Genomic DNA, 13,323 nt, shown 5'->3' on the forward strand with positions numbered 1-13,323 from the left:
AGTTAGGTTGCGGGGTATCCGCCTGACTAGCGTGGTTGCTAGTTGCAATCGCGCGTCCAAAAGCCCTCGTCAGGAGCAGCGGAAACATGAGCCCCCAGCCAGGTAACGCAGCTGGACCGGAGCGTCGCCACCAGGTCGTCATCATCGGGTCGGGCTTCGGCGGGCTCAACGCTGCCAAGAAACTCAAGCACGCCAACGTCGACATCAAACTGATCGCCCGCACCACGCACCACCTCTTCCAGCCGCTGCTCTACCAGGTGGCGACGGGCATCGTGTCCGAAGGCGACATCGCCCCGCCCACCCGGGTCGTGCTGCGCCGGCAGCGCAACGTCCAGGTGTTGCTCGGCGACGTCACCCACATCGACCTGGCGGGCAAGTTCGTGGTGTCGGATCTGCTCGGCCACACCTACGAAACCCCTTATGACAGCTTGATTGTCGCCGCGGGCGCGGGCCAGTCGTATTTCGGCAACGATCATTTCGCCGAGTTCGCCCCGGGCATGAAGTCGATCGACGACGCGCTCGAGGTCCGCGGGCGGATCCTGAGCGCCTTCGAACAGGCCGAACGGTCTCGTGATCCGGAGCGACGTGCCAAGCTGTTGACCTTCACCGTGATCGGGGCCGGACCCACCGGCGTCGAAATGGCCGGGCAGATCGCCGAATTGGCGACCTACACGCTCAAGGGCTCGTTCCGCCACATCGACTCCACCAAGGCGCGCGTGATCCTGCTCGACGCCGCCCCCGCGGTGCTGCCGCCCTTCGGCGACAAGCTGGGCCAGCGGGCCGCCGACCGGCTGGAAAAGATGGGCGTGGAGATTCAGCTGGGCGCCATGGTCACCGACGTCGACCGCAACGGCATCACCGTCAAGGACTCCGACGGCACCGTCCGGCGCATCGAATCCGCTTGCAAGGTATGGTCCGCCGGCGTTTCGGCCAGCCCGCTGGGCCGCGACCTCGCCGACCAGTCGACGGTCGAACTCGACCGGGCCGGGCGCGTCAAGGTGCTGCCCGACCTGTCCGTCCCGGGCCACCCCGACGTGTTCGTCATCGGCGACCTGGCCGCAGTCGAAGGCGTGCCGGGAGTCGCCCAGGGCGCCATCCAGGGCGCCAAGTACGTGGCGAGCACGATCAAGGCCGAGCTCGACGGCGCCAACCCGGCCGAGCGGGAACCGTTCCAGTATTTCGACAAGGGGTCGATGGCCACGGTGTCGCGGTTTTCCGCGGTGGCCAAGATCGGCCCGGTCGAATTCAGCGGCCTGTTCGCCTGGTTCGCGTGGCTGGTGCTGCACCTGGTCTACCTGGTCGGGTTCAAGACCAAGATCAGCACGCTGCTGTCGTGGACGGTGACATTCCTGAGCACGCGACGGGGCCAGCTCACCATCACCGAACAGCAGGCGTTCGCCCGCACCCGGCTCGAACAGCTGGCGGTGCTCGCGGCGGAGACCAAGCGCCCCGTCGCCAGGCGTGCGAGCTAGCGAAACCCGTTGCCCGGCAGCGGGATTCGGCGCATCCGGGCGTCCCCTGCTCAGCCCTCGCGAAGCTCGAGATTCTGCAGGCGCACCTGGCCTCGGGCGACCACGCGGTCGTCGTCGTCGGTGATGGTGACCAACCACAACTGCTGGCTCCGGCCCCGGTGGATCGGTTCGACCCTGCCGTACACCATGCCGGAGCCGATCGAGCGCAGGAAGTCGGTGTTGTTGTTGACTCCCACGACATTTCCGCCACCGCGGGTGGCCAGCCAGGTGTAGGCCGCCACGCTGGCCATGCTTTCGATCATCGAGCAGTAGACGCCGCCGTGCACCAGCCCCATCGGCTGCAACAGCTTGGGCGTCACCTCGAGTTGGGCGCGGGCGCCGTCGGGGCTGAGTTCGGTGAACTGCAAGCCGATCTCGCGGTCGAACGGCGCGGAGAAATGCGGCGGGATGATCGTTTCCTGCGGCTCTGGCACGTCCCTGTGTCTACACCATCGCGTGCGGGACGGCTTTGGCGGCAGCACAACTCGCCGGATTCACCCCCGAAAACGGCTGAGCCCCGTGCACAGGGCACGGGGCTCGCCGATCGAGTAAGACCGGGGGTCACTGCAGCCCTCAGGACTCTCACGCGGTCCGTTATCGCTCGACTCGAGTAGCATAGGCAAGGCTGCCCTAACTTTGCAAGGGGTATGGTTCGACTTGTTCGCGACGGGGCGTGCGCGGTGGCCGGCACAGAGATTTGTCAACTTTCCGTACGACGGTCGGTAGTAAGCGGGAGTAGTCTGGTTTCGACGCTCAGGAGATGAACGAACTATGGCCAAACTGACACGGCTGGGGGATCTGGAACGGGCCGTCATGGACCATCTGTGGTCTGCGCCCGAGCCTCAGACGGTGCGCCAGGTCCATGAGGCATTGTCGGCGCAGCGCGACCTCGCCTACACCACGATCATGACCGTGCTGCAGCGGCTGGCCAAGAAGAACCTGGTCTCCCAGATCCGCGACGACCGGGCACACCGGTACGCCCCCGTGCATGGCCGCGACGAACTCGTCGCCGGCCTCATGGTGGACGCGCTGGCCCAAGCCGAGGACTCCGGCGGCCGGCAGGCCGCGCTGGTGCACTTCGTCGAGCGCGTCGGCGCCGACGAGGCCGAGGCGCTGCGACGCGCGCTCGACGAACTGGAAGCCAATCAACGCAACAACTCGCCATCTGCTGGCGCAGGCCCGGAGGGCTGAGAGACACTAACAGTGTGTCCGCGCTGGCTTTCACCATTCTCGCGGTGCTACTGACCGGTCCCGTGCCGGCCATGTTGGCACGCGCGCGGTGGCCGCTGCGCGCCCCCAGAGCCGCCATGGTGTTGTGGCAGGCCGTCGCGCTGGCCGCGGTCCTGTCGGCGTTCAGCGCCGGGATCGCGATCGCCACCCGGTTGCTCATGCCCGGTCCCGACGGGCGACCCACGACCAGCATCGTCGGCGCCGCCGACCGGCTCGGGTGGCCGCTGTGGGCGGCATACATCGGGGTTTTCGCGTTAACCGTGCTGGTCGGCGCCCGATTGATGGTCGCCCTCGCCCGGGTGGCCATCGCCAATCGGAAGCGCCGGGCCCACCACCGGATGGTTGTCGACCTGGTCGGGGTCGGCCACGACGCGGCGCTGTCGCAGTCCTGCACCCGCACCCGCGATCTGCGCGTGCTGGATGTCCCGCAACCGCTCGCCTACTGCCTACCGGGCGTGCGCAGCCGGGTGGTGGTCAGCGAGGGCACGCTGAGCACGCTCGCCGACGCCGAGGTCGCGGCCATCCTCACCCACGAGCGCGCCCACCTGCGGGCGCGGCACGACCTGGTGCTGGAGGCGTTCACCGCGGTGCACGCGGCCTTCCCGCGGCTGGTCCGCAGCGCCAACGCGTTGGGCGCCGTCCAGCTGTTGGTCGAGTTGCTCGCCGACGACGCCGCGGTGCGTGCCGCCGGCCGCGCTCCCCTGGCCCGGGCGCTGGTCGCCTGCGCGTCGGGGCGGGCGCCGTCGGGCGCGCTGGCGGCGAGCGGTCCCAGCACGGTGCTGCGCGTGCGCCGGCTGGGGGGGCGCGGCAACAGCGCCGCGCTGGCGGCGGCCGCCTACCTCGCCGCGGCGGCGGTGTTCGTGGTGCCCACCATCGCGCTCGCCGTGCCCTGGCTCACCGAGCTGGAACGCCTGTTCAACCTCTGACGTCGCGCAGAGCCGATCACCCGGGGCGCACATTCCTGCGCTGTGCCACAGTGTCACCGAAAGCTTTTGCCGAAATGTTCTCCCGATTGAGAGGCGAAGACATGAGTTCGTCGGACACCCAGGCGGGTTCCAAGACCGGCACCGCGCAGATCGGCGTCACGGGCCTGGCCGTGATGGGGTCGAACATCGCCCGCAATTTCGCCCGGCACGGCTACACCGTGGCGCTGCACAACCGGTCGATCGCCAAAACCGACGCGCTGCTCAAGGAGCACGGCGGCGACGGCAAGTTCGTGCGGTCGGAGACCATCGCCGAGTTCCTCGACGCGCTGGAAAAGCCGCGACGGGTGCTGATCATGGTCAAGGCCGGCGATCCCACCGACGCCGTCATCAACGAACTCGCCGACGCCATGGAAAAAGGCGACATCATCATCGACGGCGGCAACGCGCTCTACACCGACACCATCCGTCGGGAGAAGGCGATGCGCGAGCGCGGTCTGCACTTCGTCGGGGCGGGCATCTCCGGCGGAGAGGAGGGCGCGCTCAACGGGCCGTCGATCATGCCCGGCGGCCCGGCCGAGTCGTACAAGTCGCTGGGCCCGCTGCTCGAGGAGATCTCCGCGCACGTCGACGGTGTGCCGTGCTGCACCCACATCGGTCCCGACGGGGCCGGGCACTTCGTCAAGATGGTGCACAACGGCATCGAATACTCCGACATGCAGCTGATCGGCGAGGCCTACCAGCTCCTGCGCGACGGCCTCGGCAAGACCGCCGGCGAGATCGCCGACGTGTTCGACGAGTGGAACTCCGGCGACCTGGACAGCTTCCTCGTCGAGATCACGGCGCAGGTCTTGCGCCAGACCGACGCCAAGACCGGCAAGCCGCTCGTCGACCTGATCCTCGACGAGGCCGAGCAGAAGGGCACCGGCCGCTGGACGGTCAAGTCGGCCCTGGATCTCGGCGTGCCGGTCACCGGCATCGCCGAGGCCGTCTTCGCCCGCGCGCTGTCGGGGTCGGTGACCCAGCGCAAGGCCACCACCGGGCTGGCATCGGGCAGCTTGGGCACCAAGCCCGGCGATGCGAAGCAGTTCACCGAGGACATCCGGCAGGCGCTGTACGCGTCGAAGATCATCGCTTATGCCCAGGGCTTCAACCAGATTCAGGCCGGCAGCGCCGAATACGACTGGGGCATCACGCCCGGCGACCTGGCCACCATCTGGCGCGGCGGTTGCATCATCCGGGCTAAATTCCTCAACCGGATCAAGGACGCCTTCGACGAGGACCCCGACCTGCCGACGCTGATCGTGGCACCGTACTTCCGCAGCGCCATCGAGGACGCCATCGACGGCTGGCGCCGTGTCGTGGTGACCGCCACCCAGCTGGGCATCCCGATCCCCGGGTTCTCCTCGGCGCTGTCGTACTACGACGCGCTGCGCACCGAGCGGCTGCCCGCCGCGCTGACCCAGGGGTTGCGGGACTTCTTCGGCGCGCACACCTACGGCCGCATCGATGACGACCCCGACAAGCGCTTCCACACGCTGTGGAGCGGCGATCGCACCGAAGTGCCCGCCTAGCTGGGCCACACTGGAGGGCGTAAGGGGGTTCGCGTTGCGATGAGGTTCCTCGACGGGCACCGGCCCGGATACGACTTGACCTACAACGACGTCTTCATCATGCCCAACCGCTCGGAGGTCGCGTCGCGGTTCGACGTCGACCTGTCCACCGCGGACGGCTCGGGCACGACGATTCCGGTCGTCGTCGCCAACATGACGGCGGTGGCCGGCAAGCGGATGGCCGAGACGGTGGCGCGCCGCGGCGGGCTGGTGATCCTGCCGCAGGACCTGCCGATCACCGCGGTCGAGCAGACGGTCGAGTTCGTCAAGGGCCGCGACCTGGTTCTCGACACCCCGGTGGTGCTCGAGCCCGACGACTCGGTGTCCGATGCGATGGCCCTGATCCACAAACGGGCGCACGGGGTCGCCGTGGTGGCTTTCGAGGGCCGTCCGCTGGGGTTGGTGAGCGAATCGTCCTACCTGGGTGTCGATCGGTTCACCCGGGTGCGCGACGTCGCGATGACCGACTTCGTCACCGCCCCGGTGGGCACCGAGCCGCGCAAGATCTTCGACCTGCTCGAGCAGTCCCCGATCGGTGTCGCGGTCGTCACCAACGCCGACGGCACGCTGGCCGGGGTGCTGACCCGCACCGGCGCCATCCGCGCGGGCCTGTACGCGCCGGCCGTCGACGCGCGCGGCCGGCTGCGGGTGGGCGCGGCCGTCGGCATCAACGGCGACGTCGGGGCCAAGGCGCGGTCCCTGGTCGAGGCCGGGATCGATCTGTTGGTGATCGACACCGCACACGGGCATCAGGTCAAGACGCTGGAGGCGATCCGCACGGTCGCGTCGCTCGACCTCGGCGTGCCGCTGGCGGCGGGCAACGTGGTCTCGGCCGAGGGAACCCGCGACCTGCTGGGCGCCGGGGCGAGCATCGTCAAGGTCGGCGTCGGGCCGGGCGCGATGTGCACCACTCGGATGATGACCGGGGTCGGGCGCCCGCAATTCTCGGCCATCGTCGAATGCGCTTCGGCGGCAAGGGAATTGGGCGGGCACGTGTGGGCCGACGGCGGCATCCGCCATCCCCGCGATGTGGCGCTGGCGCTGGCCGCGGGCGCGTCCAACGTGATGATCGGGTCATGGTTCGCCGGCACCTACGAGTCGCCCGGCGACCTGATGCGCGATCGCGAGGACCAGCCGTACAAGGAGAGCTACGGCATGGCGTCCAAGCGGGCCGTGGTCGCCCGCAGCGGCGCCGACACCGCGTTCGACCGGGCCCGCAAAGCGTTGTTCGAGGAGGGCATTTCGACGTCGCGGATGGGGCTGGACCCCGCCCGCGGCGGTGTCGAGGATCTGCTCGATCACATCACCTCCGGGGTGCGCAGCACCTGCACCTATGTCGGCGCCGCGAACCTGGCGGAACTGTATGAGCGGGTCGTGGTCGGGGTGCAGTCGACCGCGGGCTTCGCCGAGGGGCATCCACTCCCGCTGGGGTGGTGACACGCGCAGGGTAAGGCTAGCCTTGCCTAATAGGGCCTGCTAGCCTACTGCGCCATGACCTCCTCTTCCCCCACCGTCAGCGCCGAGCTGCTGAGCATCCTGCGCGAGGACCTCAACGTCGACGCGTCCCGCCTGACCCCCGACGCCCGACTGGTCGACGACGTCGGGCTGGATTCGGTGGCCTTCGCCGTGGGCATGGTGGCCATCGAAGAACGGCTCGGTGTCTCGCTGTCCGAAGAGGAACTCCTGAACTGCGACACGGTCGGCGACCTGCAGGCCGCGATCGCCGCCAAACATCGCGATGAGTGAGCTGGCCACGGCGCTGACGGTCGCGATGCGCGGCGGCACCAGCGATCTGGTGGTGTTCGACCGCGAGGCCTCGGCCTGGCACCGCCACCCCTGGCCCGAGGTGCACGGGCTGGCCGAGAGCGTCGCCGCGTGGCTGCTGGACCGGGGCCGGCCGGCCGCGGTGGGACTGGTCGGCGAACCGACCGTCGAGTTCGTCGCCGCCATTCAGGGTGCCTGGCTGACGGGCGCGAGCGTCTCGATCCTGCCCGGGCCGGTGCGCGGCGCCGAGGGCCGCCGGTGGGCCGATGCGACGCTGACCCGCTTCCGCGGCATCGGGGTGCGCACCGTCCTGAGCCACGGCTCCTATCTGGACGGCCTGCAATCGCTCGATCCCGCGGGCCTCGACGAGGACATGGTCGTCGAAGACGTTGGGCCCGCGGCGCGCACGGGCCGCACGTGTGGCGAGCCGCCGGCCCGACGCGAGAATCCCGCGATCCTGCAGGGCACGGCGGGCTCGACCGGCTCGCCCAAGACTGCCGCGCTGTCGCCGCGGGCGGTGCTGGCCAACCTGCGCGGCCTCAATCACCGCCTCTCGGTCACCCCCGCGGACGTCGGCTGCTCGTGGCTGCCGCTCTACCACGACATGGGCCTGTCCTTCCTGCTCGCGTCGTCGCTGGGCGGCATGTCGGTATGGCTTTCTCCCACATCGGCTTTCACCGCCTCGCCGTTTCGCTGGTTGAGCTGGCTGTCGGAAAGCCGCGCGACGATCACCGCGGCGCCGAACTTCGCCTACAACCTGGTCGGCAGGTACGCCCGCCGGGTCTCCGACGTGGACCTCGGCGCCGTGCGGGTGGCGATCAACGGCGGGGAGCCGGTCGACTGCGAGGGATTCGAGCGCTTCGCCGACGCGATGGGCCCCTTCGGGTTCGACGCCGGCGCCGCCACCCCGTCCTACGGGCTGGCGGAGTCGACGTGCGCGGTGAGCGTGCCCGCCCCCGGCACCGGGCTGCGGTTCGCCGACGTCACCGACGAGGCGGGCTCGCGCCGCCACGCGATGCTGGGCGAACCCATCGCAGGCACCGAGATCCGGATCTCGCCGCGCGACGACACGCACGGCGACATCGGTGAGATCGAGATCCGCGGCGCGTCGATGATGGACGGCTACCTGGGGCACGACCCCGTCGACCGCGAAAGCTGGTTTCCCACCGGCGATCTCGGCTTCATCGCCGACGGCGGCCTGGTGGTGTGCGGCCGGGCTAAGGAGCTCATCACCATCGCCGGACGCAACATCTTCCCGACCGAGATCGAGACGGTTGCCGCCGGAGTCCGCGGGGTGCGCGAAGGCGCCGTGGTGGCGCTGGCCACCGGCGAACGTTCCGCGCGCCCCGGCCTGATCGTCGCCGCCGAATTCCGGGGGGCGGATCAGGCCGGCGCGCGCGCCGACGTCATCGCGCGCGTCGCATCCGTGTGCGGCGTCGTTCCCTCCGACGTCATCTTCATGGCGCCGGGGTCGCTGCCCCGAACGTCGTCGGGCAAGCTGCGCCGCCTGGAAGTGCGGCGCTCCCTAGAGGCGGTGGATTAAGTGACGGCAGTGCCTGAGACAACCCCGACGAGCCTCGACGGCTACCGTGGCCTGCTGGCCGACGCGTTCAACGAACAGGTCCTGGCGTGGACGACGGAAGCCGAAGCGCGCCAACAGTTTCCGCGTGAACTGATCGAACACCTCGGTGCGCGCGGTGTCTTCAGCGAAAAATGGGGCGACGGCGCGCTGCCCGACGTCGGCAAGCTGGTCGAGCTCGCCTTCGCCCTGGGCAGGTTGTCCTCGGCCGGCATCGGGGTGGGGGTCAGCCTGCACGACTCGGCGATCGCCGTCCTGCGCCGGTTCGGCAAGTCCGACTACCTGCGGGACATCTGCGAACGGGCGATCCGGGGGCAGGCCGTGCTGTGCATCGGAGCCTCCGAGGAGTCCGGCGGCTCCGACCTGCAGATCGTCGAGACCGAGATCTCCTCTCGGGACGGGGGTTTCGATGTCCGCGGGATCAAGAAGTTCGTCTCGTTGTCCCCCATCGCCGATCACATCATGGTGGTGGCGCGCAGCGTCGACCACGACTCGTCCAGCAAGTACGGCAACGTCGCGCTGATCGCGTTGCCGACGGCCCAGGTCGGCGTGCAGCGGCCCTACAACAAGGTCGGCGCCGGGCCGCTGGACACCGCCGCCGTGCACATCGACACCTGGGTCCCCGCCGACGCCCTGGTCGCGCGGGCCGGCACCGGGCTGGCGGCCATCAGCTGGGGGCTGGCCCACGAGCGGATGTCGATCGCCGGTCAGATCGCGGCGTCGTGCCAGCGGGCGATCGGGATCACGTTGGCGCGCATGATGACTCGTCGCCAGTTCGGTCACACGTTGTTCGAGCACCAGGCGCTGCGGCTGCGGATGGCGGATCTGCAGGCGCGCGTCGACCTGCTGCGGCACGGCCTGCTCGGCATCGCGGCCCAGGGCCGGCTGGATCTGCGCGCGGCCGCGGGTGTCAAGGTGACCGCGGCCCGCCTCGGCGAGGAAGTGATGTCGGAATGCATGCACATATTCGGCGGCGCGGGTTACCTCATCGACGAGACGCCGCTGGGTGCGTGGTGGCGCGACATGAAGCTCGCCCGCGTCGGCGGCGGCACCGACGAGGTGTTGTGGGAGTTGGTCGCCGCCGCAATGGCGCCCGATTACGCCGGCTACGCGTCGGTGGTGGGGGCTTCCAGCGCGTAGAGCGCCATGCGCCGGTTCGTCGTGTCGTGCTCGCCGAGGAACTCACATCCGACGTACTCGCACAGCCTGCGGGCGGTGGTGTTGCGGTGATCGGGGTCGAACATGATCCGGCGGCACCGCGGCTCCGCCGAAAAGGCGCTGGCCACGATCCGGGGCAACAGCATCGGGCCCAGGCCCCGGTTCACCAGCTTCACGTCGGCGATGGCGGCGTGCAGCCCCAGATCGTACGGCGCGGCGTCGTAATAGCGCGAGATCAGATCCTTTGCGCCCCAATACAGTTCGAGGTAGGCGATATCCCTGCCGCGCACACTCCCGATCAACGGCAGGGAGTAGGTGCCCTCGAGTTGGGCGTCCAGGTGCTGCCGCCAGCGCGGGGTCGGCCAGTCGTACTCCCACGCCTCGGCCAGGTGCGGCCGGTTCATCCACTCGGCCACCATGTCCGCGTCCTCGAGCTGGGCCGCGCGCAGCCCGAAGGGGGCATCCAGGGCGGGCGTGGGTGGCCGGGGGATCTGTGCGACCTCGTCGGCGATGTCGAAGCGTTCGCGCGGCAGGATCTGGACGGCAGGCGTGTCCGGTGGGGCGTCGGGCATAGTGCGCAGAGCGTACCTGAGTAAGGGTAGGCATACCGTAGTTGCCCTCGGTCAGCGGCGGTTTCCGGCGCCAACCCGCGGCGCCGCCGCGAGCGGTCGGCGCCGCGGCGCCGTCGCCCGGGCTAGCATTAGGCAGCAAAGACGGAAGCAACCGCGTCCGCTCGGTCACCAGGCAGCGAAAGGATCGACGTGCCGCAGGCACCCGCGCAGGCCATCGGCTTGCCGGCGCACGGGCCGTCGGACGAGCCGCCCGATGCGGAGCCTCCCCCGGTCACCGGCCCACCACCGTCGACCCGCGGGCGGCGTAATTCATGAACGTCACCGTCACCGTGATCAGCATTGTGGCGATCGCGGTGCTGATCTTCGGCAACGCCGTCTTCGTCGCCGCCGAATTCTCGTTGACCACCCTGGACCGCAGCGCCGTGGAGGCAAACGCCCGCGGCGGCGGCCGCCGCGACCGCTGGATCCGCCGCGCGCACCAGCGGCTGTCGTTTCAGTTGTCGGGCGCGCAGATCGGGATCTCCGTCACGACGCTGGCGGCCGGTTACCTGACCGATCCGATGGTCGAGGACCTGCCTCACCCCTGGCTGGACGCGCTCGGCATCCCCGACCGGGTCGGCGACGCGATCATGGCCGCGCTGGTGCTGGTGATCGTGACGTCGGTGTCGATGGTGTTCGGTGAGCTCGTCCCCAAATACCTGGCGGTGGCGCGGCCGCTGTCGACCGCGCGCGCCGTAGTGGGGGCTCAGGTGCTGTTCTCGCTGCTGTTGACCCCGGCGATCCGATTGACCAACGGCGCGGCGAACTGGATCGTGCGCCGGTTGGGCATCGAGCCCGCCGAGGAGTTGCGGTCCGCACGGTCCCCGCAAGAGCTGTTGTCGCTCGTGCGTTCGTCGGCGCGCAGCGGCGCCCTGGACGCCTCGACGGCGGCGCTGGTGCGGCGATCGTTGCAGTTCGGCACGCTGAGCGCCGAGGAGTTGATGACGCCCCGCTCCAAGATCGTGGCGCTGCAGACCGACGACACGGTCGCCGACCTGGTGACCGCGGCCGCCGAGTCCGGGTTCTCCCGCTTCCCCATCGTCGACGGCGACCTCGATGAGACCGTCGGCATCGTGCACGTCAAACAGGTGTTCGCGATCCCGCGCGCCGACCGCGGGCGCACGCTGCTGACCACGGTGGCGCAACCCGTCGCGGTGGTGCCCTCCACCCTCGACGGGGACGCGGTGATGGCCGAGATCCGGGCCAACAGTTTGCAAACCGCACTCGTCGTCGACGAATACGGCGGCACCGCGGGCATGGTGACCCTCGAGGACCTGATCGAAGAGATCGTGGGCGATGTCCGCGACGAACACGACGACGCCACGCCCGACGTGGTGCCCGCCGGCACCGGCTGGCGGGTGTCGGGCCTGTTGCGCATCGACGAGGTGGCCGCCGCCACCGGATTCCGGGCGCCCGAGGGCCCCTACGAGACGATCGGCGGATTGGTGCTGCGCGAGATCGGTCACATCCCGGCGGCCGGTGACACGGTGAAGCTTCCCGGCCTGGACGCCGACGGCTTGCTGGACGCGGTGACGCGCTGGCAGGCGCGGGTCATCCGGATGGACGGCCGCCGGATCGACTTGCTCGAATTGACCGAACTGAGCGGTCACGGCGACATTCCCGCGCCGGAGGCACACCGATGAGCGACACCATGGGCGTGCTGCTGGCGTGCCTGCTGATCGCGGTCAACGCGTACTTCGTCGGGGCCGAGTTCTCGCTCATCTCGGCGCGGCGCGACCGCCTCGAAGCGCTGGCGGAACAGGGCAGAGCCGCCGCCGTCACGGTGATCCGCGCCGGGGAGCAGCTGCCGTCCATGCTGGCCGGCGCGCAGCTGGGCGTCACGGCCGCGTCGCTGCTGCTCGGCCGGATCGGTGAGTCGGCGGTCTCGGACCTGCTGCGAACGGGGCTCGGGCTGACCGCGATTCACCCGGCGCTGCTGCACACGCTGTCGTTGGCGCTCGCTCTGGTCATCGTGGTGACGCTGCACGTGCTGTTGGGCGAGATGGTGCCCAAGAACATTGCGCTGGCCGGTCCGGAGCGCACGGCCATGCTGCTGGTCCCGCCGTACCTGGCCTACGTGCGGGCGGCCCGGCCGTTCATCGTGTTCTACGACAAGTGCGCCAGCGTGGTGGTGCGCGCGCTCGGGGTCGAGCGCAAGGAGGAGCTGGAGATCACGGTCTCCCCCGGCGAGCTGAGCGCCATGATCGCCGAGTCCGCGTCCGAGGGGCTGCTGGACCAGGAGGAGGGCACCCGGCTGGCGCGTGCGCTGCAGATCCGCCACCGGGTGGTCGGCGACGTCGCGGTGCCCCTGTCCGGGGTGCGCGCGGTGCCGGTGGCCGGCGCCGGCAAGGGCCCGACGGTCGCAGCGGTCGAGGAAGCCCTGGCCCAGAGCGGCTACTCCCGCTTCCCGGTGGCAAACGTCGACGGCAGCTTCGTCGGTTACCTCCACATCAAGGACGTGCTGACGCTCGACGACGATCCCGAGACGGTGATCGATCTGGCAAAGGTGCGGCCCCTGCCGGGACTGCCGAGGTCGCTGCCGCTGGCCGAGGCGTTGTCGCGGCTGCGCCGCAGCAACAGCCACCTGGCGCTGGTCATCGACGAGATCGGCGCCGTGGTGGCCATGGTGGCGATGGAAGACCTGGTCGAAGACTTCGTCGGGACGATGCGCGAGGCCTAGCGAGACTGGCCCGGCGGGCCCGACCGCGCGCAGCCCGTATGATCTTTCACGGCTACCAGTTAAGAAAGTGCTGGAGGGCGCCGGAGGGCACAGTGCCGCTTGCGCACGGAATGTGCGTTGCTGGACATCGATTCCGGTTACCACCGCAGCATCATTCTTGGGGCTGTCAGCGCGTCCTGACCTGCTGTGGCAGGTCGGCGAATAACGCTCGCCAGGCTGTGCTCGGTAGGCTGATGACATTGCCAATCTGGGCC

The 13,323-nt window shown here is 69.7% G+C and carries 12 protein-coding genes; 10 read left to right on the plus strand and 2 right to left on the minus strand.

The window, feature by feature from the left end:
- Positions 1–86 precede the first annotated feature (86 nt).
- Positions 87–1,472, plus strand: a complete 1,386-nt coding sequence (locus OCQ_RS12520) for an NAD(P)/FAD-dependent oxidoreductase (RefSeq protein WP_014384750.1) — start codon at positions 87–89, stop codon at positions 1,470–1,472.
- 50 nt (positions 1,473–1,522) lie between these two features.
- On the opposite strand, the gene OCQ_RS12525 is transcribed toward OCQ_RS12520, so the two are convergent.
- On the minus strand, positions 1,523–1,945 hold the full coding sequence (locus OCQ_RS12525) for a PaaI family thioesterase (protein ID WP_008256940.1): 423 nt from the start codon (positions 1,943–1,945) through the stop codon (positions 1,523–1,525).
- A gap of 337 nt (positions 1,946–2,282) precedes the next feature.
- On the opposite strand from OCQ_RS12525, the gene OCQ_RS12530 reads away from it, so the two are divergent.
- From OCQ_RS12530 to mbtN, 7 genes are all read left to right on the plus strand, one after another.
- Positions 2,283–2,702: a BlaI/MecI/CopY family transcriptional regulator gene (locus OCQ_RS12530; protein WP_014384752.1), complete on the plus strand. Its 420-nt coding sequence runs from the start codon at positions 2,283–2,285 to the stop codon at positions 2,700–2,702.
- A gap of 14 nt (positions 2,703–2,716) precedes the next feature.
- The gene (locus OCQ_RS12535) at positions 2,717–3,667 is read left to right on the plus strand and encodes a M56 family metallopeptidase (RefSeq protein WP_008256947.1); all 951 of its coding nucleotides are present in this window, start codon (positions 2,717–2,719) and stop codon (positions 3,665–3,667) included.
- Between the two features lie 101 nt (positions 3,668–3,768).
- On the plus strand, positions 3,769–5,238 hold the full coding sequence (gene gndA, locus OCQ_RS12540) for an NADP-dependent phosphogluconate dehydrogenase (RefSeq protein ID WP_014711685.1): 1,470 nt from the start codon (positions 3,769–3,771) through the stop codon (positions 5,236–5,238).
- 39 nt (positions 5,239–5,277) lie between these two features.
- Complete coding sequence (locus tag OCQ_RS12545; protein WP_014384754.1) at positions 5,278–6,714, plus strand: GuaB1 family IMP dehydrogenase-related protein; 1,437 nt, start codon at positions 5,278–5,280, stop codon at positions 6,712–6,714.
- A gap of 54 nt (positions 6,715–6,768) precedes the next feature.
- Complete coding sequence (locus tag OCQ_RS12550) at positions 6,769–7,023, plus strand: acyl carrier protein (RefSeq protein WP_008256950.1); 255 nt, start codon at positions 6,769–6,771, stop codon at positions 7,021–7,023.
- Positions 7,016–8,584, plus strand: coding sequence for a long-chain-fatty acid--ACP ligase MbtM (mbtM, locus tag OCQ_RS12555; RefSeq protein ID WP_008256952.1), 1,569 nt, complete (start codon positions 7,016–7,018; stop codon positions 8,582–8,584). Before OCQ_RS12550 ends, mbtM begins: the two co-directional genes overlap by 8 nt.
- On the plus strand, positions 8,585–9,760 hold the full coding sequence (gene mbtN / locus OCQ_RS12560; RefSeq protein WP_014384755.1) for a mycobactin biosynthesis acyl-ACP dehydrogenase MbtN: 1,176 nt from the start codon (positions 8,585–8,587) through the stop codon (positions 9,758–9,760). It abuts the gene before it with no gap.
- On the opposite strand, the gene OCQ_RS12565 is transcribed toward mbtN, so the two are convergent.
- Entirely contained in the window at positions 9,727–10,350 is a 624-nt protein-coding gene (locus OCQ_RS12565; RefSeq protein WP_008256958.1) for a GNAT family N-acetyltransferase, read from the minus strand. The genes mbtN and OCQ_RS12565 overlap by 34 nt on opposite strands.
- A gap of 311 nt (positions 10,351–10,661) precedes the next feature.
- On the opposite strand from OCQ_RS12565, the gene OCQ_RS12570 reads away from it, so the two are divergent.
- A complete protein-coding gene (locus OCQ_RS12570) occupies positions 10,662–12,032 on the plus strand; it encodes a hemolysin family protein (RefSeq protein ID WP_014384756.1) in 1,371 nt (456 codons plus the stop codon).
- Entirely contained in the window at positions 12,029–13,069 is a 1,041-nt protein-coding gene (locus OCQ_RS12575; protein WP_008256962.1) for a hemolysin family protein, read from the plus strand. Before OCQ_RS12570 ends, OCQ_RS12575 begins: the two co-directional genes overlap by 4 nt.
- Positions 13,070–13,323 lie beyond the last annotated feature (254 nt).

The sequence above is a fragment of the Mycobacterium paraintracellulare genome (assembly GCF_000276825.1).
GTDB classification, from domain to species: domain Bacteria; phylum Actinomycetota; class Actinomycetes; order Mycobacteriales; family Mycobacteriaceae; genus Mycobacterium; species Mycobacterium intracellulare.

What these genes read in the sequence shown, in the direction of transcription:
- OCQ_RS12520 (WP_014384750.1), top strand. Translation starts at nt 87, where the DNA reads ATGAGCCCCCAGCCAGGTAACGCAGCTGGACCGGAGCGTCGCCACCAG.
- OCQ_RS12530 (WP_014384752.1), top strand. Translation starts at nt 2,283, where the DNA reads ATGGCCAAACTGACACGGCTGGGGGATCTGGAACGGGCCGTCATGGAC.
- gndA (WP_014711685.1), top strand. Translation starts at nt 3,769, where the DNA reads ATGAGTTCGTCGGACACCCAGGCGGGTTCCAAGACCGGCACCGCGCAG.
- OCQ_RS12545 (WP_014384754.1), top strand. Translation starts at nt 5,278, where the DNA reads ATGAGGTTCCTCGACGGGCACCGGCCCGGATACGACTTGACCTACAAC.
- OCQ_RS12550 (WP_008256950.1), top strand. Translation starts at nt 6,769, where the DNA reads ATGACCTCCTCTTCCCCCACCGTCAGCGCCGAGCTGCTGAGCATCCTG.
- mbtM (WP_008256952.1), top strand. Translation starts at nt 7,016, where the DNA reads ATGAGTGAGCTGGCCACGGCGCTGACGGTCGCGATGCGCGGCGGCACC.
- OCQ_RS12565 (WP_008256958.1), bottom strand. Translation starts at nt 10,350, where the DNA reads ATGCCCGACGCCCCACCGGACACGCCTGCCGTCCAGATCCTGCCGCGC.
- OCQ_RS12570 (WP_014384756.1), top strand. Translation starts at nt 10,662, where the DNA reads ATGAACGTCACCGTCACCGTGATCAGCATTGTGGCGATCGCGGTGCTG.
- OCQ_RS12575 (WP_008256962.1), top strand. Translation starts at nt 12,029, where the DNA reads ATGAGCGACACCATGGGCGTGCTGCTGGCGTGCCTGCTGATCGCGGTC.